Consider the following 24699-nt stretch of genomic DNA (forward strand, 5'->3'; position numbering starts at 1 on the left):
TGGGGCCGGGACAAGAAGGCGCTAGCAGGCCGGCATCAACGCCGAGCTGCCGCGACCACCAGACACCCCGCCCGCGGACGTTGTTCGTCGTGGCAGGTCTCCTGACTCGCGGGTCACAGCCTCTGCCACGTCTTCCGGGGGAGTTCGCCCCAGTGACATTGGTGGGTTTGGCTCGCCGCTTACAGTTGCGGGGGCAGCGTAGGCATTGCACCGGCTTCCCTCTTAGCTCCGCTACGGCAAAGCCTTGCGGAGGAACCACGACATGCCGGACAATCGCAGTAGCCCACTTTCTTGTCAATGTCGTATAAACAAATGTATATGTGTTTATGTGAATTGTTAGCCTGCGGCGTGTTTCCAAATTCCATGTCGCCGTCGGCTGAGCCTTCTGCGCGACTCTCCGGTGTGTGCAGACTGTGGCTCGCCCTCGGGCAATCTGCCTTTGTACGGTCCCGTCTCAAAACTTCGCCAAAAAGTGCGTATTGGCCAGTCATGAGGGGCGGCAGTACTGACCCGAGGTGGGACAACATTCCTGAGCCTCAACAATCAGAAGTTTGGAGAAAAACCGGCATCCTTCTCGGACTGGTACGTTCGATTTACACGCGCCTGTCTGGACAGCGTGCACAACGGAAGGTGGGCAATACGTGGCCGAAAAGCCGCCTTACAGCAACCCAGTCTGCTCAGCCTCGCGGCGCAGATTCTGCCGTGGCCTGGGGCCGATCTGCTGGATCACCAATCCGGCCGCCAGTGAGCCAAGGTCGCCGCAAGTCTGCAGGTCGCGGCCTTGCGTGTAGCCATGCAGGAAGCCGGCGGCATAGAGATCGCCGGCGCCCGTCGTGTCGACCAGTTCCTTGATGGCGGTCGCCTTGATGACCACGGTCTCGTCGCCGCGCACGATCACCGAGCCTTTTTCCGAGCGGGTCACGGCGGCGATCCGGCAATCCTTGCGGATCTGGGCCAGCGCCTCGTCGAACGACGATGTCTGGTAGAGCGACTTGATCTCGTGGCTGTTGGCAAAGACGATGTCGACCGTGCCCGAACGCATCAGCTCAAGGAATTCGTCGCGGTAGCGGTCGACGCAGAACGAATCCGACAGTGTCATCGACACTTCTCGGCCTGCTGCGTGCGCCAGCTTCGCCGTCTGGCGGATTGCCTCCTTGGCGCGCGGCGGGTCCCACAGATAGCCTTCGAAATAGGTGACCTTGGCGCCAGACGCCTTGTCGGCTTCGACATCCTCAGGGCCAAGCTCGACGCAGGCGCCGAGATAGGTGTTCATCGAGCGCTCGCCGTCGGGCGTGACGAAGATCATCGAGCGCGCCGTCGGCGGCTCACCCTTGAGCGGTATGGTGTCGAAGGCGACGCCCTGCGCATGGATGTCGTGCGCGTAGATTTCGCCAAGCGCATCGTTGGAGACCTTGCCGAAGAAGGCGGCGCGGCCGCCGAAGCTGGCGACGCCGGCCGCCGTGTTGCCGGCGCTGCCGCCGGAGGCTTCAATCGCCGGCCCCATGCGGCTGTAGAGCAGCTCGGCGCGCTGTGTGTCGATGAGGTTCATCGCGCCCTTGATGATGCCGTTGGTCTCGAGGAATTCCTCGTCGCACTGGGCGATGATGTCGACAATGGCATTGCCGATGCAAAGCACGTCATAATCCGGCATCAAAATCTCCGCCAAAACCCGAGCCGGCTTTTTGCCACGCCGGGGCCGGCCTGTTTTGGCCAGTTTGGAATGGGTCGCCCTATGCCGACGCATCCAATACCGGTGCATCACGCAGCTGCCGGTCCTGCCTCTCGCAAAAGGTCGTCAGCTCTGTCCGTCTTTTCCCAGGTGAACTCCGGCTCTTCGCGGCCGAAGTGTCCGTATGTAGCGGTCTTGCGGTAAATCGGCCGTAAGAGATCAAGCGCCTTGATGATGCCTTTCGGCCGGAGATCGAAAAGCTCAAGGACGGCGTGCTCGATCCTCTTTTCATCAATCTTCGCGGTTCCGAATGTATTGACGAGGACTGACACCGGTGCGGCCACACCGATCGCATAAGCAAGCTGAACCTCGCAGACCTCCGCAAGTCCGCTGGCAACGACGTTTTTTGCGACGTACCGCGCCGCATAGGCGGCCGATCGATCGACCTTCGACGGGTCCTTGCCCGAAAAGGCACCGCCGCCGTGACGCCCCATACCGCCGTAGGAATCGACGATGATCTTGCGGCCCGTAAGCCCGCAATCGCCGCGCGGCCCACCGACCACGAACCGGCCTGTTGGATTCACCAGGAACCTTATCCCCTTCGTATCCAGTTCGTCGTGAGGCAAGACCGGCCTTATGATCTCCTCAATGACGCCTTCGCGCACCGTGGCTTGTGAGACCTCCTCGTCATGCTGCGTCGACAGGACTATGGTATCAAGCGCTACCGGGCGCAAACCCTCATAACGGACGGACACTTGAGATTTAACGTCTGGGCGAAGCCAGCCAAGGCGTCCGGTTTGGCGCACCTCTGCCTGTTTTTTTGTCAAATCGTGAGCGAGTTGGATTGGCAACGGCATCAATGTTTCGGTCTCATTGCACGCGTACCCGAACATGAGGCCCTGATCCCCCGCTCCCTGCTCGAGATCCTGCCCTCGTCCCTCGTCGACCCCCTGGCTGATGTCAGGCGACTGCTCGGTCAAGGCCAAGATCACGGCGCAACGCCGGCCGTCAAAGCCGATCGCATCGTCGTCATATCCAATGTCCAAAATGACATTGCGGGCAACTTGGCTGTAGTCGATCTGCGCGTGGCTGGTGATCTCGCCAGCCAGAACGACCATCCCTGACTTCACCAACACTTCACAAGCAACTCGGGCCGTAGGATCCCTGCAAAGGATCGCATCAAGCACGCCATCTGAGATATTGTCGGCCATCTTGTCGGGATGCCCCGCGCCGACGGATTCGGAAGAGAACACGAATTGTCTGGTCATGGAATGTCCTCGCTTCAAACGGTGGAATTGGATGTGACAGTTGATCCGGCCGCCTTACCTGTCGGAGATGCCAGGCACGTCGAACGCAGCGCAGAAGTCGGCAACGTCTCTGCGCACGCGGGCATGGACGTCCGAATCATCGGGCTGGCGGCAAACCAGGTCGATGAAGGCTGCAATCTGCACCATCTCCGCCTCGCGCATCCCCACCGACGTCACTGCTGGCGTGCCTAGCCGAATGCCGCTGGTGAGCGCGGGATGGCGCCGGTCGCCCGGCACCATGTTGAAATTCGTAATGATACCTGCTTGCGACAAGCGCTCGGCATAGGCTTTCCCCGACAGCGGCCGGTCCCTAAGATCAAGGATCAGCATGTGATTGTCAGTGCCCCCCGTGACGAGTTCATAACCTCGCTCCAGAAGGGCCTGGGCCAGAGCCTTGGCGTTGTGGACGATCTGCTGACCGTACACACGGAAGGATGCATTCCCTGCTTCGTGCAGAGCGACAGCTAGCGCGGCAATCGTATTCATGTGAGGTCCGCCCTGGAGGAGAGGGAACACGGCACGGTCTATGCGTTTGGCCAGATTGTGTTTGCTCTGGGAATGGTAGAGCGCCTGATAGCGGTCTTCATTCTTTGACAAGATGAAACCACCGCGGGGGCCCCGGATCGATTTGTGAGAGGTGCTGGTGACAACATCGCAATGGCCAACGGGATTCGGATGCACTCCTGCGACAATGAGGCCGCTGATGTGGGCGATGTCGGCTACCAGATAGGAGTTCACCTCCGAAGCAATGTCGGCCATGGCCTCATAGTCAAAGATGCGCGGATAAGCAGTTCCGCCGACCCAAATGAGCTTCGGTCGTTCCCGTTTGGCTATCTCGCGCAAGCGGTCAAGGTCAATCTGCTGTGTCTTTTCGTGGAGCCCGTACGGAGCTCGCTGATAGTCAGTGCCGGAGAAGTTTACGGCCCAACCGTGCGTCAGATGCCCCCCGCCCGGAAGGGTCAATCCCATCATCTTGTCTCCCGGACACAACAGCGCTCGACAGACAGCCTGATTGGCCGGCGAGCCGGAATAAGGCTGCACGTTGGCGTGTTCACAGCCGAACAGCGCCTTCAATCGCTCGATGGCGAGGTTCTCAAGCTCATCGACTATCTCGTTTCCGGCGTAGTAGCGCGCGCCGGGATATCCCTCGGCATACTTGTTGGTGAAAATCGACCCGGTCGCTTCCAGCACCGCCGAGGACGCGAAGTTCTCGGAGGCGATAAGTTTGAGGGTCGTCCGCTCCTGGCGCTCCTGTCTTAAAAGCAGCTCGTGAACGCGAGAATCTGCTACAGCCAGGTGAGGCCACTCGCAAGTGTCAAGCTCCGCGATGGCGCCGCCAGTCGAATTGTCCATATCAGCTTCGCGCTCCATTGGGACTAAGTTTCAGGACAAGCAGGCGGTCACCTTGGACCGCCCGCCCTGTATCGCCTCCAGGCGCTGTAGGTCTTGTCTGTGATGGCCATCGCCGTGGGGCAGGAGATCAACCAACAATTGAACCAAGCCGCCTTCCGAGCCTCCTGCTTCGAGGTGGTACGAAGGCCAGGGGCGCTGTTCGTTGCCGAGAAGAAAGCCGGCTCTGGCGAGCTGGCGAACGTGTGCAACCACGTGCTCGCGAGACAGGCTCAGAACTTCTGCTAGCTCGCAGACGGTTAGGTCCGCATGCGCACAAAGTCCTAGGATTCGAAGTCGATCAAGATGAGCCGCGGCCTTTAGGCGCCTGACCAGTGTCATCATCCGGCCGGCACTCCTTGTATTGACTTCCTCCATTTGGCGTTCTCCCACGCTTTCAGAGGCAATCTTGCCGTCCCGACGAGGTGAATACGCCCGACCGCATCGCAGATTGCTTCCGATACATCTCCTCGACCAAGGCAAATGCTCCCTCCGGCTCTGCTTTGGTCGGGCCACGGCGCCACGGTCTCGACCCGCGGCCCAAGTGATTGGCTCAAGGTACATATTCTCAGCGGTTTAGAGTGCAAAAAGTCCGCGATTTTCTTTGAAGAATCTGTTGCGTCGCGTGCATTCCGGCGTTGAAAAGGCCTCAGGAGATCTTCACCGAGGTTCTTGCGCAGGCGGCGAGGCGACTCGCTTACTGCTGGACCCGCTTGTGTTGGATCTCGCCGCTATGGGGTGCGACAGCCACCCGAACTGCCGCCCCTAGGATATCACGGCATGTTGATGTCGCGTTCATTTCGAGAGCGGGCTTAGTGATACAAATCTGCGGATAACTATGTCAAACTCCGAGGTGTTGTACCTAGCCTGAAACCCCACCCGGCCGCCATATTGCCCCCCCATCAGCCGGAATCTGGGTCTGTTTGGCTCGAGGCGGCCGCCATTTTGTCCTAAAGGCGCGGCCTTCCCCGGCATATCGAAATCGGTTCCCGGAAGATGAAGGGCGTACCCGCGCCGGTTGGCGTCAACAGCGCGTCCAGGATTGGACTACGCGCCATATGCAGCCCCTGGCGTCTGCAACACTTCGCGAATCCCAGCGTCCTCGATCTCCGAGACGTCGAGGTCGACGGTCGCGCCCGTGACGGGCTGAATGCTGGCGGATCGAAATTGTGCAGGAAGGTCCTCGTCATAGCGCCAGCGCCCGCTTGAGATCGTCATGCTCGAAAGCGCTGGCCATGCGGCTGATCTCCACCGATCGAGCGCCGACCGCCTTGGCTGTATCGCGCCAGGTCGCGGTCACGCTCGCGACCTCTTTGATAATCGCGCGGGCCTGCGGCAGGGTGAGCGCGAAAAACTCGGACGCCGCCTCCAGCAGATCGAGCGAACAGGTGCCCTCGTCGAGATCGATGTTCGTGGTCAGCACCCGCGCCTTGAGATCAGTCGGAATGGGATTTAGGTCGTATGCCGGCGAGAGAGACCACCCCGCCTTTCCCAGCCATAGGAAACCGTGATTGCGGAGGTGGTCGTCGACATTGGAAATCAGCACATTGAAGACGACCCGCCGATAGAGGGCGTGCGCGTCCGCCTTTCCCTGAGCGCCGTGTTGAGCAAGGGCATCGACGATCTCCGGATAGCTGCCGCGCTCGCCGTCCTTGGCGCCCGTCATCGACATCGCCGACAGGAACGGGATGCGGATCGCACCGTTACGATCGAAGCGTCGCGACAACATGACGGGCTTGCCGGCGACCTCGATCAGCTCGTGTTGAGGCGTGGCAATACCTGCCTGGCCGGCTAGCCGCAGCGCGCTCTCTTCCCAGGTCTCCATACTGTAATCATCGGTCTCCCTCGGGAATTTCGCTATGGAGAGGTGACCATGTTGGTCGATGACCGACGCCTTCGGTCGGGCACCGCCAAGGGAGGAGCCTGGGGCAAAGATGAGCTGCAAGTCTTCATCCGTTTCCTCGTCCCGGAGGATACGTTCGGTGATCTGGAGCAACCGGCCAAGTTCGATTAAAGCAGGAATGCCCGTGCGGATCGGCGCTTGGAAAATCTCTTCGCCGACCCAGCGGAAGCGGAGCGCGCCAAGCCGCGTCTCGTCGGCGACGCTGAGCAGGTAGTCGCTTTCTACAAGCGTGCGAACCGCGCGGCCTTCTCGGTCGGCGAGGCGGCGTTCGGCGCGCTGCATGAGGCGACGGCCCCAGGTATCCGGCGCTGAGTCGCCGATGGAGCCGAAAGTCGCAAGACCGGCAGGAGGGGCGAAGGCTCCTCGGGTCAGAGCAAGAGCTGGCTCGAGCGAGAAGCGGTCCGGATCCTCAAGCCATGCGCCGTCATACTCGAAGAGGACGGTCTCGGTGCCCCGGACGCGATTGCTCCTCGACAGTCCTATCGGTCGTGTGCGGCCGCCCAAATCGATATGGACCTCGAAGTCAGCCACCGTGGGACGATCCGGTTGGCCGCTTGAGGTGCACATGCTTGGGCAGGTCCGCACTGGCGAGCGCCTGACCGACGCTGTCGTTGCTGATGTCGGCGACCTGGCTCAGGCCGTCGAGGAGGCCGAGCGCCTGCAGAACGCCCGCGTAAATGCCGACGCTGACGTTGGTGTCGCCGGCTTCGACCCTTTGCAGCGTCGAGCGAGACGTGAAGGCGCGCTCGGCTACGACCGCCATCGGCAGCCGTCGGCGTCGACGGGCATCATGGATGTCCTCCCCAAGCTTGCGCAGCGCGCGCCGCACCGCAGCAGGAGGGTTGTGTGGAGTGGGCATTGTGTCACCTTCGCGCTACAGATTGGCTCATTGTGTAGCACGAAGTTCACAATTTATATAGCCCCTTGAGGGCCTCTTCTCAATAGACAACGAAGGTTCTGTATTACCGCCGTCGTGACGGCATTGACTGGAACCTTCGGACGTCAGCGATCGCGGCGACCGTGGTTTTCACGTCAGCGGAACTCGCTGGGCCGACCGTCGACGTGAGTGAAAGGGCTTGTCCTCCGTCAGTATCCGATCGATGGGCAAGTCGCAGACGAGAGAGCGGCCACGATCCGAACGGTCATCTCGGCCTGACAGAGAAATAGCAGCCGAGCGTTGCCGCACGTCGAGCCTCGATTATGCTTCCGGTGAACCAGTGAAGCACAACTGTTCAGAAAAGTATGGCGAGCGCCCAGACCCCCGTATCACGATTCACCAAGGCTCACGTGTTCAACTCCGCGCTTCCGACGATTAGGCTCTGAAGCCGCACCTCCAAGACAATAGGCTTTCCCTTTGCCGCATGGAGGCGGTCAGAAACCCAACGCTTTGGCCAGCATCGGTTCAAGAACCAGATGCGGCCGACCTCCTTTTTCGCGAAGCTCCATTGCCCTGATGATCTTCGTGCCTTCGTGGCTGTGCTTCCAGTCCCGAGACGCTTCGGCCGCGACGATGAGGTAGTCGGTCTGGCCGCAGACGGTGTCCTTCCAATCACCGCCGCGTTCGCAAATCATCGCAGCGATTGCCTTTCGCGGGCCGATGGCGAACTTTCCCGTGAGGACGAACATCCGGCTCGGAATCACGAACTGGCTTGCATCCTCCAAGGCGCCGTCAATGACACCCACATTGCCGAAGGTAGGCAGCCCCGTGTCTATCGCGCTGTCGCCGACGAGACGGGCAATCCACCCGCATATGTCTTCTGCCTCGTCGGCGGTTATGCGACCGTCAGCAAAAGACCTTCTAGCAGTTTCTCCGAGAGATGCCACGCGGCTGTCTCTGCGCAGGACCACACTCGAGTCCAACCTGGACAGCAGTTTTTCGACCTCTGCTGGCGTGATGGAGTTGTCGCAGGCGATGCCGGCACAGAATCCGTAGAACTCGTTGACTTCGTCCTTGTCGGCAGCGGCGACAAACTCCCGTGAGCGTATGCCGATTATTGTTTCAAGGACGGCGTAGATCTCTTCGGGCGCGTTACCCCAAATATCCAGATCGCGGATGAGCTCGGCAGCATCATCGTCGCGAAGAAGGGACAGGAACTGCTCAGCTTCGACCCTGAGTGGCCGCATCTCCGCCCGCTCGACCCGCTCGCTGGCCATCACGCCCTTCAAGAACCCGAGCCAATACCCCAACGCCTTGCGGTGATTTGCCTGCGCATGCTCTACCGAGCGCGGCCCCTTCGTGTTCGAGTTTACCGCTCCTTCCGCGGAACACTTCAACCATTGTCGCCCCCCTCGACTCTACTTTTCGATTGTAGCAGACATCACAACACTCATCTATCCGCCGACCAGACAACGGGTAGCGAATCCCTTAGCTTCTTGCTTTCGAAATGGCAGGGCCAGGCTGTCGACCCCAGGAACGGCGTTTCGCCCGATCGGCCGACCAAAGAAGACGCTGGACTCACCAAGGATCAGGCCGCCTGAACCCGGTCCGCCTCCGACGCGCTCTGTCCCTCGCGCAGCCGTGCTCGTCCTCAAGGGAACGCTCCGCTCAAGCCCTTGCGGAGTGCGCGCGCCTGCGCTTGACGGGACGCGCGACGGCGGCTCCGGGGATCAGGCTTGGTTCCAGACCGCTTCGTGCGGGAACTAAGCTCGCAGACCGCCTTTCGCCCACTATGCTGTTCTGTCCCTGGCGCTGCCGTGCTTGTCACCTTTGATTGCATCTGCCGAATTCTCGCGTATCCTGCGGCTGCGCATGTGAGCACAAGGTGGCGCCTGGCGCTTTGACGAGCCACCCCAGCAAGAACCAGCGTCGGCATGGGCGACCGAAAATGCTGAGGCAAGAGACCGCCACTCCAGAAGGACACGTTCGTCATGGATTCCCATCCCGTTATTGCGTCCCTGCCAGTCGCCGGGGCCGACCGTACCGTGCTTATCGAGGCCGCCAACGCCGCGTTCGAAAGAGTCATTGACCGGATTGAGCCGGCCAACGAGAAGCTGACTCGCACCCTTTGGGACGCCGAGTCCTATGTCGATAATGAAATCACGGCAGACATGTTGCCTATTTGCCGGGACGAGGCTGCGTACCTCGTCGACGTGTTCCTGGTGCATCATGTCACCGGACTAGCTGTCGCAGCAGACGAGGAGGCCGCTGAATCCCGGCCGTGAACCTCCCAGGAGGCAGCTGGATCTCCTGCTGCAATCTCGCGGGCCGCGCGATCAATGCAGTGACCTGCGCCGCTACCTCTTCAAGGGTGGCGGTGAGCCGGTTTATCTGCGAGGCGGTGGCGGCCACTTCCGGGCCGTAGCGGTGACGAGATATTCCGGTTCTGGCTAAGGGAGTGAGATGCTTGGCCGTCTTCCCGCGAAGGCGCAGGCCCGCCTCCAGGGCGTGCTCCGTGCGTCTCGACAGGTCGTGCTGCAGTTTGCGGATCTGATTGGGATATGCCCACGATGGTGCAAAGCGCTGTCGGGTTGGAGTTCATTGGCATGCCGAGTAGCCGCGCGATGGAGTGGCCGTTCCGACGGCCTCTCCCCAAGACTTAGACTACTAGGGAGACGGCGCCGCCACTTCGTCCTCCATGTCGAGCGATTTTTCGACTGCCTCCGGATTCCGGGCGATGGTCCAAAGCAGAGTATTCGCCGCTGAATCCGGTTCCGAGCGACCTTGCTCCCAGTTTCGAAGCGTTGCCAGATCGAGGCCATACCTCACGGAGAACGCCTCCTGGGACAGCTTGGTGCTATCCCGAACTTCGCGAACGCTTATCGGCCGCGGCGCATGAACCTTCGCGATCACTCCTGCGGACGAGAGTTCGTCCTTCAGTGCCCGCAGGTCGTCGACGCAAGGAACGGTCACGAACGCCTTGCCCTGATCGACCATCTCCGTGAGAACCGCATGGGCCGTCCTCAGCGGCAGCTGTCTCCTGACGAGAACCCTGGCAGCCTCAGGAGTATTCGCGCCGTGTAGAAAGCTGAGGCTCAGCCGGACGGGAGAGCCTGACGACACCTGGACGACGTCCCGGGTTCGCACCCGTTGTCCGAACCGCTCCATGAACTTCGATGTAGTCGACATTGAGCTTCTCCGCGATCACTCGACCGAGCTTGCGCAATTTGGACCAACCCCATTGGACCTGGGCATCGCCCCCAATATGGAGGTCACGGACAACAAGATGGTTGCTGCCCATCTCCACGTCCCCCAATAGCTGAAGCACGCCATCGGGCGTGACGACATCAAAGAGGAGGCATGGGTCCTCCGAAATTTCAGCGTCCACAATGAGTTCGATATCATCGGGCTGCACACGCGTTCCCTACGCAAATTGCTTATAGAAAGTATGTCAGGTGCTGGCGAGGGTCAAGGCCGCACCGGTCTTCGAATTGGCGCGGTGCTAGCAGTCCCGAATCGCGCCAACTTGGCGCTGCCGGGCGCTCGGAGGAGGTGAAAAACTCACCGCTGCGAGCTTGGCCCGCGAGCGCGTGCGCTCCCTCCTTTTGGAGAGCTTCAGCAAAGCAACCTCCGGGGCTGACAACAGCCGCCTTCTATTTGGGGTCTTTGAAAAAACACCTTGCCTGCTATGTTGTTTAAAATCGTTTTTGTTAAACGGAATTTGCGGAAACCCCGATGACGAAGACGGCTGTACGTATGCGTCGCGGCCAAGGATCCAAGGGCAAGCGGACGAGAACCCTTTCCAAACTCGCCGAGAAATTGCAGATGCGCCGCTTGGCCAGGATTAACGCCGTTCTGCAGAGGGCGGAAGAATCCGGCCTGCGCGCTGAGAAGGACGGCAGGATTGCGGGACGGGTGAGTGCTGATCTCATTAAGATGGCCGAAGCTCGAACTGGATTGACATCTGATGCCGAGCTCGTCGAATTTGCGTTGGCCAATGTGGCTCTGGAAGACGACTTCGGCGAGCCCTTCAGGAAAACACGTGGAACTGTGGATCCGACGCTGAAGCTCGGATTCTGAATTGGCCGATTTCGACTTTGGTGCGGCCGTAAGATGGTCGCGATTTGATTCCCAAAAACCTTTGAGCCGCGGCCCCGACATGGAGCTGCCGATCATCGGCAACCTCGTCGGGCCTGAAGTTGCGGGCGAAGGCGGTAATGACTCGACCAACTTCCACAGCCGCCTTACCCGGGATGCCTCATTCATCCGTGCAGGAAGGCTCGAAGACCTGCGGCAGCCTGATCCCGTTCCAAAAGCTCAATGCCAGACGGCGGGTAGGGACAGGCAGGCCGCGCCATAGCCCATCTTGAACTGTTTCTTTGCAATCAAAATGATAAGAGCCAATTCGGTCAGAAACTCGAATCTTCTCTCTGACAGGAGCTAATGCCATGGAAGAGGTCACGCGAGCGGTTCAAATGCGTACGAAAAGAGCCAAGGAAGGTGCTTTGCTCACTTCGAAGGAATTCGTTGGCTCTGGAAACCGTGCGGCAGCCGATCAAGCTCTGAGCAGACTTGCGAAAAAGGGCGAACTGGCGCGCGTCTACAGGGGAATGTACACGCCCTCTAGAAAAACGCCCTATGGATATGTGCTGCCGGAAGCGGAAGCCGTCGTGAAGTCGTACGCCTCGTTGTCAGGTGAGAAGGTCGTCAATTCCGGTGCTACGGCGGCGAACCAGCTGGACCTGACGACACAAGTTCCGGTTCAAAAAGTCTTTCTCACGACCGGAAAGTCGAAGAACCTGAAACTTGGCCGCCGCACAATACGCCTCAAGCACGCGCCCGCTTGGATCACGAGTCTGCCAAAGAACAGGTCGGGCGAGGCCATCCGGGCAATCGCGCACCTTGGCCGAGCTAACGGTGTCCACTACGCGAAATTGCTCAAGAACAGACTGACCCCCGAGGAATGGACTCGCGTAGTCGCTCTCAAGGCGAAAGTGCCCGCTTGGGTCCATGCGGCGATCTCGAAAGCAGAAAATGAGCGGTGAATCCTTCTTCGATTTGAAACGTAGCCAGCAAAGAGACGCTCTTCTGGCCGCTTCGGAAACATTGGGACGCGAGCCGCATATCCTTGAAAAGGACGTCATGGTCGTCGCGACGCTTGACGCTATCTACACATCCGCAGTCAAGGACCTCCTGTATTTCAAAGGGGGAACATCGCTTTCCAAAGTCTATCGGCTGATCGACAGATTCTCTGAAGACTTGGATCTGACCTATGACATGACAAAGTTCCTTGATGGTGGGAACTTTGACGAGGACGGCATTCCTCCGAGCGGATCGCAGGCGAGCAAGCTAACTGAGATGGTCAGGAAGCGCTTGCCGGGGTGGATCAAAGACGAATTCGCTCCGATGATGGCGCGAGCCATGGCCGACAAAGGCATCAAGGTGACCTTGGCCTATAATTCCTCGGAAACGCTCAATGTCGACTTTGAGAGTCGTTTCGATGGTCACTCTTACGTTCGCTCATCGGTTCTTTTGGAGTTCGGCGCTCGGTCCACGGGGCGGCCCGCCGAAGAACACGCAATAGCTTGCGATGCGGCTCAGGCGAACACGGGTCTCGTGGTCCGACGGCGTCAGTCCACGCGATGGCGGTGGAGCGCACCTTCTGGGAGAAGGCGACAGCGGCTCACGTTTATTGTCTTCAGCAGAACCTCAAGAAAGACCGCTTCTCGAGGCACTGGCACGATCTCCATTACATCTACAAGTCGAAACATTGGGCATCTGCGCTCGAAGACGCGGAGCTCGCGAGGAAGGTCGCGCGCCACAAGTCTTTTTTCTTCAAGGAGAAGGACAAGGACGGCCAGATCGTGGACTACGGCAAGGCGGTCTCCGGCGAGATCGTTATGGTACCTTCTGGCACCGCCTTGAAAGAACTGGAGAAGGACTACCGGATCATGCAGGAAAGCGGCATCACAGCCGCAGACGCGCCGGATTTCAGGGCGGTCGTGCAGAGCTGCAAGGAGATGGAAGTTGCCATCAACAGTGTCTTGGGTTCGGCGGGGAAGAAGGCTTAAACTGTGCAGTGTTGGCTGCTGTCCTTTTGTATGGACGCGCCGGTCACTGTGGCATTGCCGGGAGAAGCATCTAGCCCACGCAACTGCAAACGCTGGTCGGCAGTCCTGAAGCGCGGTTTCATCGCGATGATCTGCTGTCGCTCGACGCGCGCGCTATCTCAACAGCTTGGTGTCAGCTGCAAGAACGGGAATAGATCCTTTGATTTGAAGCTGCGCATGCCCTCCAACAAGAGATGTTGAGCCCGCCAAGCTTCCCAACGCTGCCGTCGGAAGGCATTTTTGGGACCGCGCGTAACACTGATCGATGTCAGCATTTTTCTATGGCCCAGTCGGCCAGTAAACAAGACTTGACCAGGCACACCGAAAGCAAACGTAATGAACCGCGATGCGAGGCGTGCCGTGCAAGCGCAGGCACAAACGAGAACCAATTGACCGTATTGCGGCAATCAAGGGGACAGGCCTGCGTCCCGGAAACAGACCGCCCGTATTGGCTGCACGTCGACATGATGCGCGCCGACAGGCCAAATATCCAGGAACGCCTGATTGCCCGACCTCAGCCCTGTACTAGGCCGGGCGTGGTCATGATCACGTGACGGACCGCCTCATAATAACGGACATAACCGGTGCAACGACAAATGTGCGGCTCAAGCGCCTGCTCGATCGTGCGTTCGACATCTGCCCTGCGGACCCGCTTCTCTTTGAGATGCTCAACCCAGCAGGGTCGCACCGTTGACAAAACCCAGCGTGCAATAGCCGCACTGGAACGAAAAACGTTCGACGAAGGCCTGCTGAATCGCCGAGAGCCGGACGATGTCGCCATTTGCGTCGCGTTCGGCATGGTCTTCGATGGTGCGGACGGACTCGCCCTCGAAGAAATGCGCTCCGGTGATGCAGCTCCGCATCTCGCGGGAGCTTCCTTCCGGCCCATCGAGAACGATCGCGCAGGCGTGGCAGATGCCTTGGCCGCAGCCAAGCCGCGAGCCCGTGAGGCTGAGATATTCGTGCAGGAAGTCGAGCATCATCAGATCGTCAGGTACGTCGACAGGACCGACCTTGCGAGTGTTGACCCGTCATCGAAAGTGGTCGCGTGGCAACGGTCACGGCAGGGCCTGCAAAATCTCCTCTGGCGTGATCAGCGTCTTGCCGATGGCGTGGTTGACGGCATTGACGACTTCGGCCATTCCCTTTGGTGGTCGATTTCGGAAAGCGGCGCCAACACCTCCGATGTCTGTGTCCAGACCGCGACATCGCTGGCATTCGGCAGGCGACACCGGTTCCAGTTCCACGTCCCCTCACCGGGACCGTCCTCATAGAGCGGCAATTCCTGGAGCAGGGCGTGGCCGACGCCCATAGCCAAGCCGCCTTGGAACTGACCCGAGACGAGTTCCGGCACGATTTGAGTGCCGCATTCGAGGATGGAATGATGTGCAAGGAGCTTCACGTCGCCTGAGACGGTGTTCACTGCGATTTCGGCGATCGTCGCCACGCCCGTGTAACAGGTGCCGGCGGCGTTCTGGCGCTGTACCGGCGGATAGAAGACCTGACGCCGGTCGAGAAATGGAAGCCGCCGCAGGTCATCAGCGCCTTCAAACCAGCCGGCGCGCTTTGCCCCTAGCAGACGGAAAGCGCGTCGACCGGCAAGCGGATGGCGCTGACATTCGGCACATTAAACACCGCCTCGGGCCATTGCCAGCGGTTGAACACATGGACGCTGACTCCCGTTACCAGGCCGAGCCTGTGCGCCGCCGCCGCGAGTTGTTCCATGCGAGCGGCGCCATCCCTCCAACCGTCAATTTGCCATCTGCGATCCGCACGTCCGCCAGTCGACAGCGAGCGGCCCGCCCGCCCGCCGCCCGGTCAACTCGACCAGAGCGCGACCGCAGCCGGCCAGAGCGACAGGCGCAGCAGCGCCCGCGCCGCCGCCGCGCGGCCGACGAAATAGGCGCTGTTTGAGGCGCTCATCGGTGAAATAAACGAGGGGCGTCCAGCGCGGATTCCGTGCCAGCGCGTCCTCCCTGTCCCGCGGCGTCGTATAGGGCTCCTCGGGCGGAGAGGAGAGGCATCTCGGGCCAGTCGACGATCCCGAAGGCATAGTCGTGCGGCACTCGGCCGATGATGTCGGCGACCATCACCGCCTGCGAGGTGGCAAGGCCCGTGCCGATATCATTGCCGTTCTGCGCATGGTGAGCCGGCCGGACGGATCGAATGACAGCGCGGTCACCGCTGCCTCGGCTCCGGTGCCGTAATCCTTCTGCACCTGCGCGAAACCGATGCCGTAGCGCTTACCCGGATTGGCGGTATCGAACGCCGCTTTGTTCGCATCGCGATCCCTCCACAACGGAAGGGCACGGACCCGCTCCAGGATCTCCTCGGTCCTAGCGCCTCGCCGGCAATGGCGCCCTGCGAGTTCTTCATGCCGGCCTTGAACGCGGTCTTGAGGCGAAGCTCGATTGGATCGATGCCGAGCAGTTCGGCCGCTTCATCGACCATCATCTCGGTCGCCGGCCATGGTCTGCAGCGTTCCGTACCCGCGCGTCGAGCCAGCATCGACAGCGCGCGAAGCGCGGACCTCGACCGCCCCGCAGAAACAACATTGCGAGTTTTTCCCGTCCTGAATCCGACGTCTGATCGAGGGGCTATTTTCACGGCCAAGCTAGCGGCCCACGGGCGGAGCTCCCGACAACTCAGCAGCGCTGCGCGGTTTCTTAGACGTCCAGTCACGTTTGCAATGCGCGTGTTGGAATCGGTGAATCCACGACACATTACCCTCACGTTTTGGCCACGAAGTTGCCGCAATATCCCACGACATACCCGGGCGTTGCCTGAGACGGTTCGGTCCGGCACCGGCTCACCCCAGCCCCCCGCCCAAGGGCCTGTGCCGGATCGAACCACTCTCTTCTTGAGGGACACGGGTCCGAACCCCGAAATGCGCTCAGCAGAAGCAAGCTGATCCGATTCATTGACGCGTGGTCTCCCAAATTGCACAGCGCGGCAAAGACCCTGCCAGGCAACAATCGTTTGAGGCGCGCCTCGGCATCAGGCGAGAGGCAACTCCGGCCGGCTCTACGATGCCTTCGATGTGAGAGGCTCCTTCAAATAGCAACCTGATGCTGGTCGCTAAAAGCCGCGCGGCAATTGCACTGGTCACGGTGGCGCTGAAGTATGCCGTCCGTCTCGAGTGGCTGCGCCAGGCGGCTCCCGTTGAGATCCCGGCACAAAGGCATTGAAGATGTCGCGATCGCCCAGCCGACGGTTGGCTCGCCAGAGGCTGGTGCTGACGACCGCGGCGCATCGACGACAGGCGGCCGCGTCGCCGAACGGAGCGGCATTGCGCGATGCCGTGCTGCCCGCCCGCGCGTTTTCGCCGTCGGACCTTTGCTCTTCGCCTGGCGCCGGTTGGGCCGAGGGATTGCCACTTGTGGCCTGCGGCAGGAATGCCTTGGCGACGGCATGGTACAGCGATGCTATTGGCGCGGCGCTGCGCAAATTGCCGGTCAGGTCGCGACTGATTTCCTTGCCGAGGGAGCACGACAGCTCAGCCGCGGCTGATCAGCCGGAGTGGGCGATGGTCCTCATCGAAACCCTCGAGCATGCAAGCCTGCGCCCAAAGGAGAACCTACCGCGGGGATATCATGCCGGGCTCTTGCAAGGACCGGAAAGGGCGGCGAAGAGTCGGCGACGGCGTGCCATTCATGTCCTCTGGCAGACCCCACTCATCGCATTTGATGCCAGCCTTATCATATTTTCTTGGCTCGGGCGGGCTCTTGGCAGACCCACAGAGCTGGGAACCCTCTGCCAGACTACAACTGTAACATCATATCGGTTCAGCAGGTCAAGCTTAGGTGGTAACCTCTTGGGTAGAATAACGACTTTGGAGGCCGAGCAATGGATCGCGACAGCAAACGTGCAGCTGGAAGTTCATCCCGCGAGGGGAGGAGGGCCGAGCAACGGCGTAACCACGAGGGCCTTCCAGTCGGGCCACTGACCAATGTTGCAGAACGGCTAGTAACCGCTAACCCGCGCGAGACAGCACGCGATCTTGGGAGCTTCAAATCCGCCGAGAGGCAAATGCGACGCGCCGTTCAGGACATGGCCCCCGGGCAAGAGTCTGACCTCAGCAGATTTGATAGGCGCAACAACCAGCTCGGAGGATCAGCCAACGCTCTGGCCGACAGATTGACGGACGGATTGGGGTTCAACTCGGCCGATGTAGCATTGTTCCAAGTCCATGCGGCTAGTAATGTAGCCCATTTTCTGGGACCCCAGAAGCAGACTGCTCTTATCAATCGCATTGGCGACATGGATCCAATGGAGAAAGCTCTAGGGGTCATGTTTGTGGCGCAAAACTTCAGTAAATTTAATGATGAACATAAATCTCGTATTTTTGACCAGGCGATGGAATTGGCTGCTGATCCTAATCAGCACCAAATGGTCAAGGCGACCGCCCAAAATGCTGTTGTCGCCGTGTATCATCAGTTAGACCCAAATCAACAAGCGCAAGCTAACTCACTTCCCCACCTGCATGGCCTGTTGCAGAACATGCCTCCGCCGCAACATGCAGCGGAGGAACGGAATGCGAATTTGGACGGCCACATAGCAGATATTGCGGCTTCAGTCCGTGATACAGTAGGCCCGCAAACCTCCCATCAGCAGCTGCAGCGGGGTGGTCAAGTCGGGCAGTCCATAAGCCGCGCCTATAATCACGCCCGCGAGGATCTGATGGCTGCCTCCAGAAGCAGAGATCGCTCCGGCCGTTGAGGTCTCGTCAGGTGCAGTGACGCTTTCTCCGTTCGCGGCCTTGCCATTTCCAATTCGCTGGCCGCTGACGTACCTGCCTTGGGGTAATTTCAAAAGTACCACGTCTACCGTGGTGCTATGCAAGCATCGCACCACCGGCTCCGGCATCGATCTGTGGAGCGGCGACAGCGCGCGACGTCGCTGCGGTGTCTGAGAAAAGCGCAGCATTACCTATTGCTAGTCCGGCACTGGAACAAATGCCTTCAACAAAAACGACGCCACCCAACATTGCCGTTAGCATCGCCTGCTCACTCGCCTTGGGCTTCTGCGCGGCAAGTCTGTACGCAACGTTCCGCCATGGGGGTAGCGGCGAGGCTTTGATGACGTTTGACGTCCGTGCCTTTTGGTTCGAGACGCCCTTCTATCTGGGTTTCGTAACCCTCGTGTTCTATCAGGGCGTAGCTATCGTGCTCGCCACGTCGGCGGTCGTCTTACTGATTCAGCAGATCGTATTGCGGCGCAAACTCGAACATCACGGGACGGCACGCTGGGCGCGAGTGGATGAAATGCGACGCACCGGATATCTGCGACGATACCGTAGCGTGGCAGGGCCGGTATTTGGGAAGACAAGTAGCCCTTTCTGGCCTGGGTACTACCTGACCAATGGCGAGCAGCCTCACAGCCTCATCGTTGCACCGACCCGCGCCGGCAAGGGCGTCGGCATAGTCATTCCAACGCTACTTACATTCAAAGGTTCGGTGATAGCTCTCGACGTCAAGGGGGAGCTCTTTGAGCTTACCTCGAGGGCGCGCAAAGCCGCAGGCGACAACGTGTTCAAATTCGCGCCGCTGGATTCGGAGCGGCGCACCAACTGCTACAATCCGCTGTTGGATCTTATAGCGCTGCCTCCACAGCTGCAATTCACCGAAGCCCGCCGCTTGGCCGCAAACCTGATCACGGCCAAGGGGGAGGGCGCGGAAGGTTTCGTCAGCGGCGCGCGAGATATCTTTGTCGCGGGGATTCTTGCCTGTATCGAGCGGGGCACGCCAACAATCGGCGCCGTCTATGACCTCTTCGCCCAGCCGGGGGAGAAGTTCAAGCTCTTCGCGCAACTTGCCATGGAGACCCGGAACAAAGAGGCACAACGCATCTTCGACGACATGGCGGGGAACGATACAAAAATCCTGACCTCCTACACGTCCGTCCTCGGCGATGGCGGGCTCAATCTGTGGGCGGATCCGGCTGTAAAGGCAGCTACAAGTCGCTCGGACTTTTCGGTCTATGATCTTCGCCGTCGCAGAACGTGCATCTATCTGTGCGTGGGTCCGAACGACCTTGAGGTGATCGCGCCTTTGGTACGCCTGTTCTTTCAGCAAATCGTTTCAATCCTACAGCGGTCGCTGCCCCGCCAAGATGAAAAGAACGAGGTTCTCTTTCTGCTCGACGAGTTCAAGCACTTGGGTAAGCTGGAGGCGATCGAGACCGCAATTACGACCATCGCGGGCTACAAGGGTCGTTTCATGCTCATCATCCAAAGCCTTTCGGCACTGACGGGGGCTTATGGAGAGGCTGGCAAGCAGAATTTTCTCAGCAATACCGGCCTGCAAGTGTTCATGGCCACTGCCGATGACGAAACTCCAACCTACATTTCCAAAGCCATCGGTGAATACACGTTTGAAGCCAAGTCGATTTCCTACAGCCAGGCGCGAACGTTCGATTGGAACATTCAGAATTCGCATCAAGGTGCACCGCTGTTGCGTCCCGAACAGGTTCGGCTGCTCGACGAAGACTACGAGATTGTTCTCATCAAAGGCCTGCCACCATTGCAATTGAGGAAGGTGCGATATTTTTCGGACCGCATCCTTAAACGCATCTTCGAAAGCCAGACAGGCGCCCTCCCGGAGCCGGCACCCTTGATGGAAGCTCATCCAGATGACACTGACGGTTAATCGCCCGTTCGCGTATCCCGTCCTCGGCGATCAGAAACTCCACAACAGGTGAACGGCTATGGGAATTTGCATCTCCAAATCCTCCGGATCGACTCGACATGCCACACATGACACGGAAGAGTCCCCGCGAGAATCCACGGCAGCGCTGAGGGTCTCCCTGGGCACGCCTGCCGACAGGTTGCGACGGGGCGGAGATGCGCCTCTGGAGCCACATCAGATCCAGCAGGCCGCCTACCATATGGGAGCGTGTGTCGTCGGTGACGAGGTCACCAGCCCGATAAGACTCGCGGCAGCGGGGCAAACAGTTCACGACGTTCGCGTGCTACTCAAGCATGGCCGGGGAAACGTTAAGGTGGACGACATTCCCTCTCACGGCCACAACAGCATCGGATCGGCGGTTGCAATGGTGGGAGCAGACGCCCACATTAAGGTTGCATTGGCCGTAGTCATGGGAGCGGCGTGCTGCAACCAGACCGCTCCCCTTTCCGCTATCGTCCACGCCCCACACATGGCGGCCGACGAGCGGAGCATGACCTCTAGTGCTTCCGTGTCAATGAAAGAGATAACCGGCGAAGGTAACGAGATCCCAGTCAAGACGGGTCACATTTGGAACGAACTGCGGCGCGGAAGCCGCGACCCGAGGTCGACCGTGGTGATGGATGCCTGGGCCAACGGTCCCGCTGTTCGGTTGAAAGACAGCGCATGGAGCGGAGTGCCGGCCGAGGAAGGTCATTGGTCGATGGACAAAAGCACCGCCGAATTCCTGAAAAACCGTGTTGAGGGGTTGATTCCGTTCGTGCATCCGGACACAAATGAACAGACTGCCCACGATTTGCGCCGGAAGCAAAACGCACCCGTATCATGGGAAAAATATGCAGAAGTACAAGTGATCTCACCCGAGTTCGCTGATAGTGTACGCAACGCATTGTCCCGTATTCCTGGAGACCATCAAAAGGAAATCGCATCACTGATGATTCAGGAAGCGTACGGAATGGATCCTTCCTCGCGCACGCACCAAGACGCAGTGGAATCAGTTCTGGTGGCCGTCAACCAACTGGACTCGCTGCCCCGGCCTCCTGTCGAGCCGCCGCAATTGGCGGCGTATCACCAGTTCGACGCAAATCAACAGGCCCAAGCTTACGCAGTTCCCGGCATGCAAGATATCTTGCCGCACATGCCTCCGCCGCAGCATGCAGCAGAGGAACGGAATGCGAATCTGGACGGCCACATAGCAGGTATTGCGGCGTCAGTCCGTGATACAGTAGGCCCGCAAACCTCCCGTCAACAGCTGCGGCGGGGTGGTGAAATCGGGCAGTCCATAAGCCGCGCCTATAATCACGCCCGCGAGGATCTGATGGCTGCCTCCAGAAGCAGAGATCGCTCCGGCCGTTGAGGTCTCGTCAGGTGCAGTGACGCCGTCTCCCCGAATTCCGTTCACGGCCTTGCCCTTTCCAATGCGCTGCCCGTGGATGTACCTGCCTTAGGGTAACTTTCAGAATCACGTCTGCGGGCGGTGCAACGCAAGCATCGCACCATCCGCTCCGGCATCGATCTTTGGAGCGGCGACATCGCGCGACGTCGCTCCTGTGTCTGAAGCAAGCGCAGCATTAGCTATGGCTAATCCGGCAATGGAACAATGCCTTCAACAAAAACGACGCCCCCCAACATTGCCGTTAGCATCGCCTGCTCACTCGCCTTGGGCTTCTGCGCGGCAAGTCTGTACGCAACGTTTCGCCATGGGGGTAGCGGCGAGGCTTTGATGACGTTTGACGTCCGTGCCTTTTGGTTCGAGACGCCCCTCTATCTGGGTTTCGCAACTCCCGTCTTCTATCGGGGCCCTCTTCGCCCAGCCGGGGGAGAAGTTCAAACTCCTCGCGCAACTCGCCATGCGGACGCATCTCGAAAGCCAGACAGGCGCCCTACCGGAGCCGGCACCCTTGATGGAAGCAGACGAGGGGCTCTTGGCAGAATCTCAACCGATGAGCAGCTGCGCGGATTGGCACAGAACTTTGACGATACAGTTTGATGTGAGGCTAGTATGAACCCGCGAAATAGTAACCCATCCCGTGTAACAGCTTTGTCGCAGGTGCAGGGCGCCGGCTTGGGAGAGGGGCAGGCGGACCAGGCCCGGCAAGTGGGCTATAACCAGCACCTTGCCGAGGCCCGCAGGCTGTTGGATCAAGCTGACGAGTCGCCAACGAATCCAGAAGAGGTTCTGCGACTTGAACAGGGGTTCCGCGAAGTGCTTCAGCGACGGCAGGATGATCAAGCCGCCTCGTCTCTTTTCAGCGACCCAGGAATGCCCGCTCGACCGGGTGACCTCAACAGCATCGTTGCCGACGCTTTCGCAGCCACCGGCTCTGGGCACGCCGAAGTTGAGGCCGCCGCCCCGCCGCCGTTAGCTGCCAGCCAACAGCAGATTCGGCCCTGGCCGGAAGCGCTTGACCAGGGCAACCACCTGCGACCCGAGTGGGTGATCATCAACGACGAACATTACACAGCGCTGGTGCGGCCAGCCGAGAGGCAGAGGGTCCTGAATACGCCGCAAGCCGCCGCCATTCAGCCGCCGCTGAGCGAAATCGGCAATTCAGGCGGCCGCGTGCCGATGCAGCCCCTCGTGCAGCAATTGGGTGAATTGCCATTGGAAGGGGTACCCGTTCAAGGGATAGGGTCCGAACACACCCGAAGGCTGCATGCAGAGGCCGCGCCGTCCGCATGGTCTGAGAAGCACCTCGCTGCGATCGAGAACTCCATAAACGTCTCATTTGTGGTCCCCAAAGGCTTCTCCCATGGGACTCAACGCGTCCCAGACGCGATGCTCCCTTTCGTGGGCCGCCACGACCCCTTGCCTGATGCGGGCCAGGCCCGGCAAGCGGGCTTTGAGCCGCACGTGGCCGAGCCGCGCCGAGCCGATCCTGTCGCGAGTGGCGCCCGTGCCGCCGGCTATCCCCATTTGTCCTACGAACACCGGGACCTTATCGATAAGGCGATCGCCCACGCTGCGGCTCAGAAAACATATGACGAGAGCACGGTTCGAAAATACACGTCTGCACTTCGCCTATTGGCAAATGATCTCGGCGCTCGTGGCCAAGCGATTGACCTAAAAAATCACCAATCCCTGGTCGATCACGCCAATGCTTTCTTTCCGAAAAAGGAGGAAATAAAGAGGGCGTTGAACGTCCTGCGTGCCTATCATGAGCCGGGCTATTCAGCGGCTGTTGGTGCCTCTGCCACCCGCTATCCCCATCTGTCCGACGAACACCGGGACGTGATTGATAAGGCGATCGCCCATGCTGAGGCTCAGCAACACCATAGCGCGCAGACGCTCGGAATATACACGTCTGCACTTCGCCGATTGGCGAATGATCTCGGCGCTCGTGGCCAAGCGACTGATCTAAGAAATCACCAATCCCTGGTCGATCACCTCGAGACTTTCTTTCCGAAAAACAGGGACATAAAGCCGGCGTTGAACCTCCTGCGTGCGTATCATGAGCCGGGCTATTCAGCGACTGGCCGGTGGCCAGTGACGGCGCCCCCAAAGGCAGACGCGCATGTCCTGGAACAAGTGGCCAGTGACAGCAGCTTGGCCTTAACCACCCGTCTTATCTATGGTCGTAATCTTCGCAATTTTTCTATGGCGCTTGAGAGTCAGGGCCAGACGATCTCTGGGCTGGATCATGATTCGCGGATCAAACTCGCCGAGGGGTTGTTTCCAGGCAATCGTTATCTCCGCTTGGCGTTGGGACGGGTTCGCGATGCGAAGCCCGCGTCAGACAGGATCGTGGCCGACGCTTTCGCAGCCACCGGCTCTGGGCACGCCGGAGTTGAGGCCGCCGCCCCGCCAGCGTTAGCTGCCAGCCAACAGCAGATCCGGCCCACGCCGGATGCGCTTGACCAGGGCAACCTCCTGCCACCCGAGCGGTTCATCATCAACAATGAACATTCGACGGCGCCGTTGCGGCCGACGGAGAGGCAGTGGGCCCTGAATCCGCCGCAAGCCGCCGCCGTTCAGCAGCCGCCGAGCGAAATCGACAATTCAGGCGGCCGCTTGCCGATACAGCCCCCCGTGCAGCACTTGGGCGAATTGCCATTGGCAGGGGTACCCGTTCAAGGCACAGGGTCCGAACACATTGGAAGCCTGCATGCGGAGGCCGCGCCCTTTGCAAGATCTGAGGCGACCCCCGCTGCGGTCGAGGACTTCATAAACATCTCATTCGCCGTCCCTGAAGGCTTCTCCCATGGGACTCAACGCGTCCCAGACGCGATGCTCCCTTCCTTGTACCATTATGGCCTCTTGCCGGACGCGGACCAGCCGGAATGGAACTACGAGATTAAAGGTCACGGCTACACCGCCCGGAGGCCAGAGGGAGGCAACGACGTTTGGCTTGTCGATCGCGGTGCGATGAGGGAAGCTGCAGTGGCAGCACTACCGGCAAGGGTTCCAGAACCCGCCTCGCCAGCGACCGCCAGGCTGTCAGACACCTATCGCGGTGTTCCGTTGGTCGATCTGACCACCTCTTCCCATGCACGGATCGGAGCTTTTCCGTCAGGCTCCAACCTCCCCGAGGGGGCGGTGCTCGGCGCCGACCTGCTGGGCGACGCCCATATCCACAGGGATTACCAGTTGCTGGAGCAGAACCTGCAGGCGGCCCACCCAGCGCTCGCCGCCCGAACGCGACTGGTGGATCCCTTGGTCTCCCAGCAACTGCGCCGTCACGATCGGGACCCGCAACCTACATTGCTGTCCATCTATCATCAAAACGACGTCGCAGCCGACTTCGTGTTCCTGCCGGTGAA

20 protein-coding genes, 3 pseudogenes and 1 riboswitch are annotated in these 24699 nt (G+C 59.9%); of the genes and pseudogenes, 12 read left to right on the forward strand and 11 right to left on the reverse strand.

Annotated elements, in window-relative coordinates:
• Positions 1 to 74 precede the first annotated feature (74 nt).
• Positions 75 to 275: riboswitch (cobalamin riboswitch) on the reverse strand.
• Between the two features lie 383 nt (positions 276 to 658).
• From AC0L26_RS30400 to AC0L26_RS30410, 3 genes are all read right to left on the reverse strand, one after another.
• On the reverse strand, positions 659 to 1651 hold the full coding sequence (locus AC0L26_RS30400; RefSeq protein ID WP_473635877.1) for an adenosine kinase: 993 nt from the start codon (positions 1649 to 1651) through the stop codon (positions 659 to 661).
• 107 nt (positions 1652 to 1758) lie between these two features.
• Positions 1759 to 2937, reverse strand: a complete 1179-nt coding sequence (gene metK, locus AC0L26_RS30405) for a methionine adenosyltransferase (RefSeq protein WP_473635878.1) — start codon at positions 2935 to 2937, stop codon at positions 1759 to 1761.
• A gap of 54 nt (positions 2938 to 2991) precedes the next feature.
• A complete protein-coding gene (locus AC0L26_RS30410) occupies positions 2992 to 4329 on the reverse strand; it encodes a serine hydroxymethyltransferase (RefSeq protein WP_473635891.1) in 1338 nt (445 codons plus the stop codon).
• 102 nt (positions 4330 to 4431) lie between these two features.
• Here AC0L26_RS30410 and AC0L26_RS30415 point away from each other — a divergent pair, with 102 nt between their 5' ends.
• On the forward strand, positions 4432 to 4614 hold the full coding sequence (locus AC0L26_RS30415; RefSeq protein ID WP_473606707.1) for a hypothetical protein: 183 nt from the start codon (positions 4432 to 4434) through the stop codon (positions 4612 to 4614).
• A 937-nt stretch (positions 4615 to 5551) separates the two neighbouring features.
• Here AC0L26_RS30415 and AC0L26_RS30420 read toward each other — a convergent pair.
• The 3 genes from AC0L26_RS30420 to AC0L26_RS30430 form a co-directional block, all read right to left on the reverse strand.
• Entirely contained in the window at positions 5552 to 6799 is a 1248-nt protein-coding gene (locus AC0L26_RS30420) for a type II toxin-antitoxin system HipA family toxin (protein ID WP_473635879.1), read from the reverse strand.
• Positions 6792 to 7127 (reverse strand): helix-turn-helix domain-containing protein, encoded by a 336-nt coding sequence (locus tag AC0L26_RS30425; protein ID WP_473458595.1) that lies wholly within the window; start codon positions 7125 to 7127, stop codon positions 6792 to 6794. The genes AC0L26_RS30420 and AC0L26_RS30425 overlap by 8 nt, the downstream gene beginning before the upstream one ends.
• Positions 7128 to 7639: 512 nt before the next feature.
• Positions 7640 to 8434: a BRCT domain-containing protein gene (locus tag AC0L26_RS30430; protein ID WP_473635880.1), complete on the reverse strand. Its 795-nt coding sequence runs from the start codon at positions 8432 to 8434 to the stop codon at positions 7640 to 7642.
• Between the two features lie 702 nt (positions 8435 to 9136).
• On the opposite strand from AC0L26_RS30430, the gene AC0L26_RS30435 reads away from it, so the two are divergent.
• Positions 9137 to 9430 (forward strand): hypothetical protein, encoded by a 294-nt coding sequence (locus AC0L26_RS30435; protein ID WP_473635881.1) that lies wholly within the window; start codon positions 9137 to 9139, stop codon positions 9428 to 9430.
• 382 nt (positions 9431 to 9812) lie between these two features.
• Here the strand turns inward: AC0L26_RS30435 and AC0L26_RS30440 are convergent, their stop codons facing one another.
• Both AC0L26_RS30440 and AC0L26_RS30445 read right to left on the reverse strand, forming a co-directional pair.
• Positions 9813 to 10142, reverse strand: coding sequence for a helix-turn-helix domain-containing protein (locus tag AC0L26_RS30440; RefSeq protein WP_473458587.1), 330 nt, complete (start codon positions 10140 to 10142; stop codon positions 9813 to 9815).
• Positions 10143 to 10206: 64 nt separating this feature from the next.
• Positions 10207 to 10560, reverse strand: a complete 354-nt coding sequence (locus tag AC0L26_RS30445) for a hypothetical protein (protein ID WP_473603593.1) — start codon at positions 10558 to 10560, stop codon at positions 10207 to 10209.
• A 320-nt stretch (positions 10561 to 10880) separates the two neighbouring features.
• On the opposite strand from AC0L26_RS30445, the gene AC0L26_RS30450 reads away from it, so the two are divergent.
• The 4 genes and pseudogenes from AC0L26_RS30450 to AC0L26_RS30465 all read left to right on the forward strand — a co-directional run bounded on the left by AC0L26_RS30450 (position 10881) and on the right by AC0L26_RS30465 (position 13216).
• Positions 10881 to 11225, forward strand: coding sequence for a hypothetical protein (locus tag AC0L26_RS30450; RefSeq protein ID WP_473635882.1), 345 nt, complete (start codon positions 10881 to 10883; stop codon positions 11223 to 11225).
• A gap of 1 nt (position 11226) precedes the next feature.
• A complete protein-coding gene (locus tag AC0L26_RS30455; protein ID WP_473635883.1) occupies positions 11227 to 11505 on the forward strand; it encodes a hypothetical protein in 279 nt (92 codons plus the stop codon).
• Positions 11506 to 11593: 88 nt separating this feature from the next.
• A complete protein-coding gene (locus AC0L26_RS30460; RefSeq protein ID WP_473635884.1) occupies positions 11594 to 12190 on the forward strand; it encodes a DUF6088 family protein in 597 nt (198 codons plus the stop codon).
• 97 nt (positions 12191 to 12287) lie between these two features.
• Positions 12288 to 13216: pseudogene (locus tag AC0L26_RS30465) on the forward strand (nucleotidyl transferase AbiEii/AbiGii toxin family protein).
• Positions 13217 to 13923: 707 nt separating this feature from the next.
• Here AC0L26_RS30465 and AC0L26_RS30470 read toward each other — a convergent pair.
• The 3 genes from AC0L26_RS30470 to AC0L26_RS30480 all read right to left on the reverse strand — a co-directional run bounded on the left by AC0L26_RS30470 (position 13924) and on the right by AC0L26_RS30480 (position 14980).
• On the reverse strand, positions 13924 to 14238 hold the full coding sequence (locus AC0L26_RS30470; RefSeq protein WP_473635885.1) for a (2Fe-2S)-binding protein: 315 nt from the start codon (positions 14236 to 14238) through the stop codon (positions 13924 to 13926).
• A 110-nt stretch (positions 14239 to 14348) separates the two neighbouring features.
• Complete coding sequence (locus tag AC0L26_RS30475) at positions 14349 to 14702, reverse strand: molybdopterin cofactor-binding domain-containing protein (RefSeq protein ID WP_473458578.1); 354 nt, start codon at positions 14700 to 14702, stop codon at positions 14349 to 14351.
• Positions 14703 to 14827: 125 nt separating this feature from the next.
• Positions 14828 to 14980, reverse strand: coding sequence for a hypothetical protein (locus AC0L26_RS30480; protein WP_473635886.1), 153 nt, complete (start codon positions 14978 to 14980; stop codon positions 14828 to 14830).
• Between the two features lie 332 nt (positions 14981 to 15312).
• On the opposite strand from AC0L26_RS30480, the gene AC0L26_RS30485 reads away from it, so the two are divergent.
• The 6 genes and pseudogenes from AC0L26_RS30485 to AC0L26_RS30510 all read left to right on the forward strand — a co-directional run.
• Positions 15313 to 15462, forward strand: a complete 150-nt coding sequence (locus AC0L26_RS30485; RefSeq protein WP_473635887.1) for a hypothetical protein — start codon at positions 15313 to 15315, stop codon at positions 15460 to 15462.
• A gap of 1639 nt (positions 15463 to 17101) precedes the next feature.
• A complete protein-coding gene (locus tag AC0L26_RS30490; RefSeq protein ID WP_473635888.1) occupies positions 17102 to 17974 on the forward strand; it encodes a hypothetical protein in 873 nt (290 codons plus the stop codon).
• Positions 17975 to 18210: 236 nt separating this feature from the next.
• On the forward strand, positions 18211 to 19902 hold the full coding sequence (virD4, locus tag AC0L26_RS30495) for a type IV secretion system ATPase VirD4 (protein ID WP_473458644.1): 1692 nt from the start codon (positions 18211 to 18213) through the stop codon (positions 19900 to 19902).
• 352 nt (positions 19903 to 20254) lie between these two features.
• Positions 20255 to 21295 (forward strand): type III secretion protein, encoded by a 1041-nt coding sequence (locus AC0L26_RS30500; RefSeq protein WP_473635889.1) that lies wholly within the window; start codon positions 20255 to 20257, stop codon positions 21293 to 21295.
• A 243-nt stretch (positions 21296 to 21538) separates the two neighbouring features.
• Positions 21539 to 21739 (forward strand): annotated as a pseudogene (locus tag AC0L26_RS30505) (type IV secretion system ATPase VirD4); the annotation flags it as partial.
• Between the two features lie 201 nt (positions 21740 to 21940).
• Positions 21941 to 24699 (forward strand): annotated as a pseudogene (locus AC0L26_RS30510) (Ulp1 family isopeptidase); the annotation flags it as partial.

The organism is Mesorhizobium sp. WSM4823 (assembly GCF_055811195.1).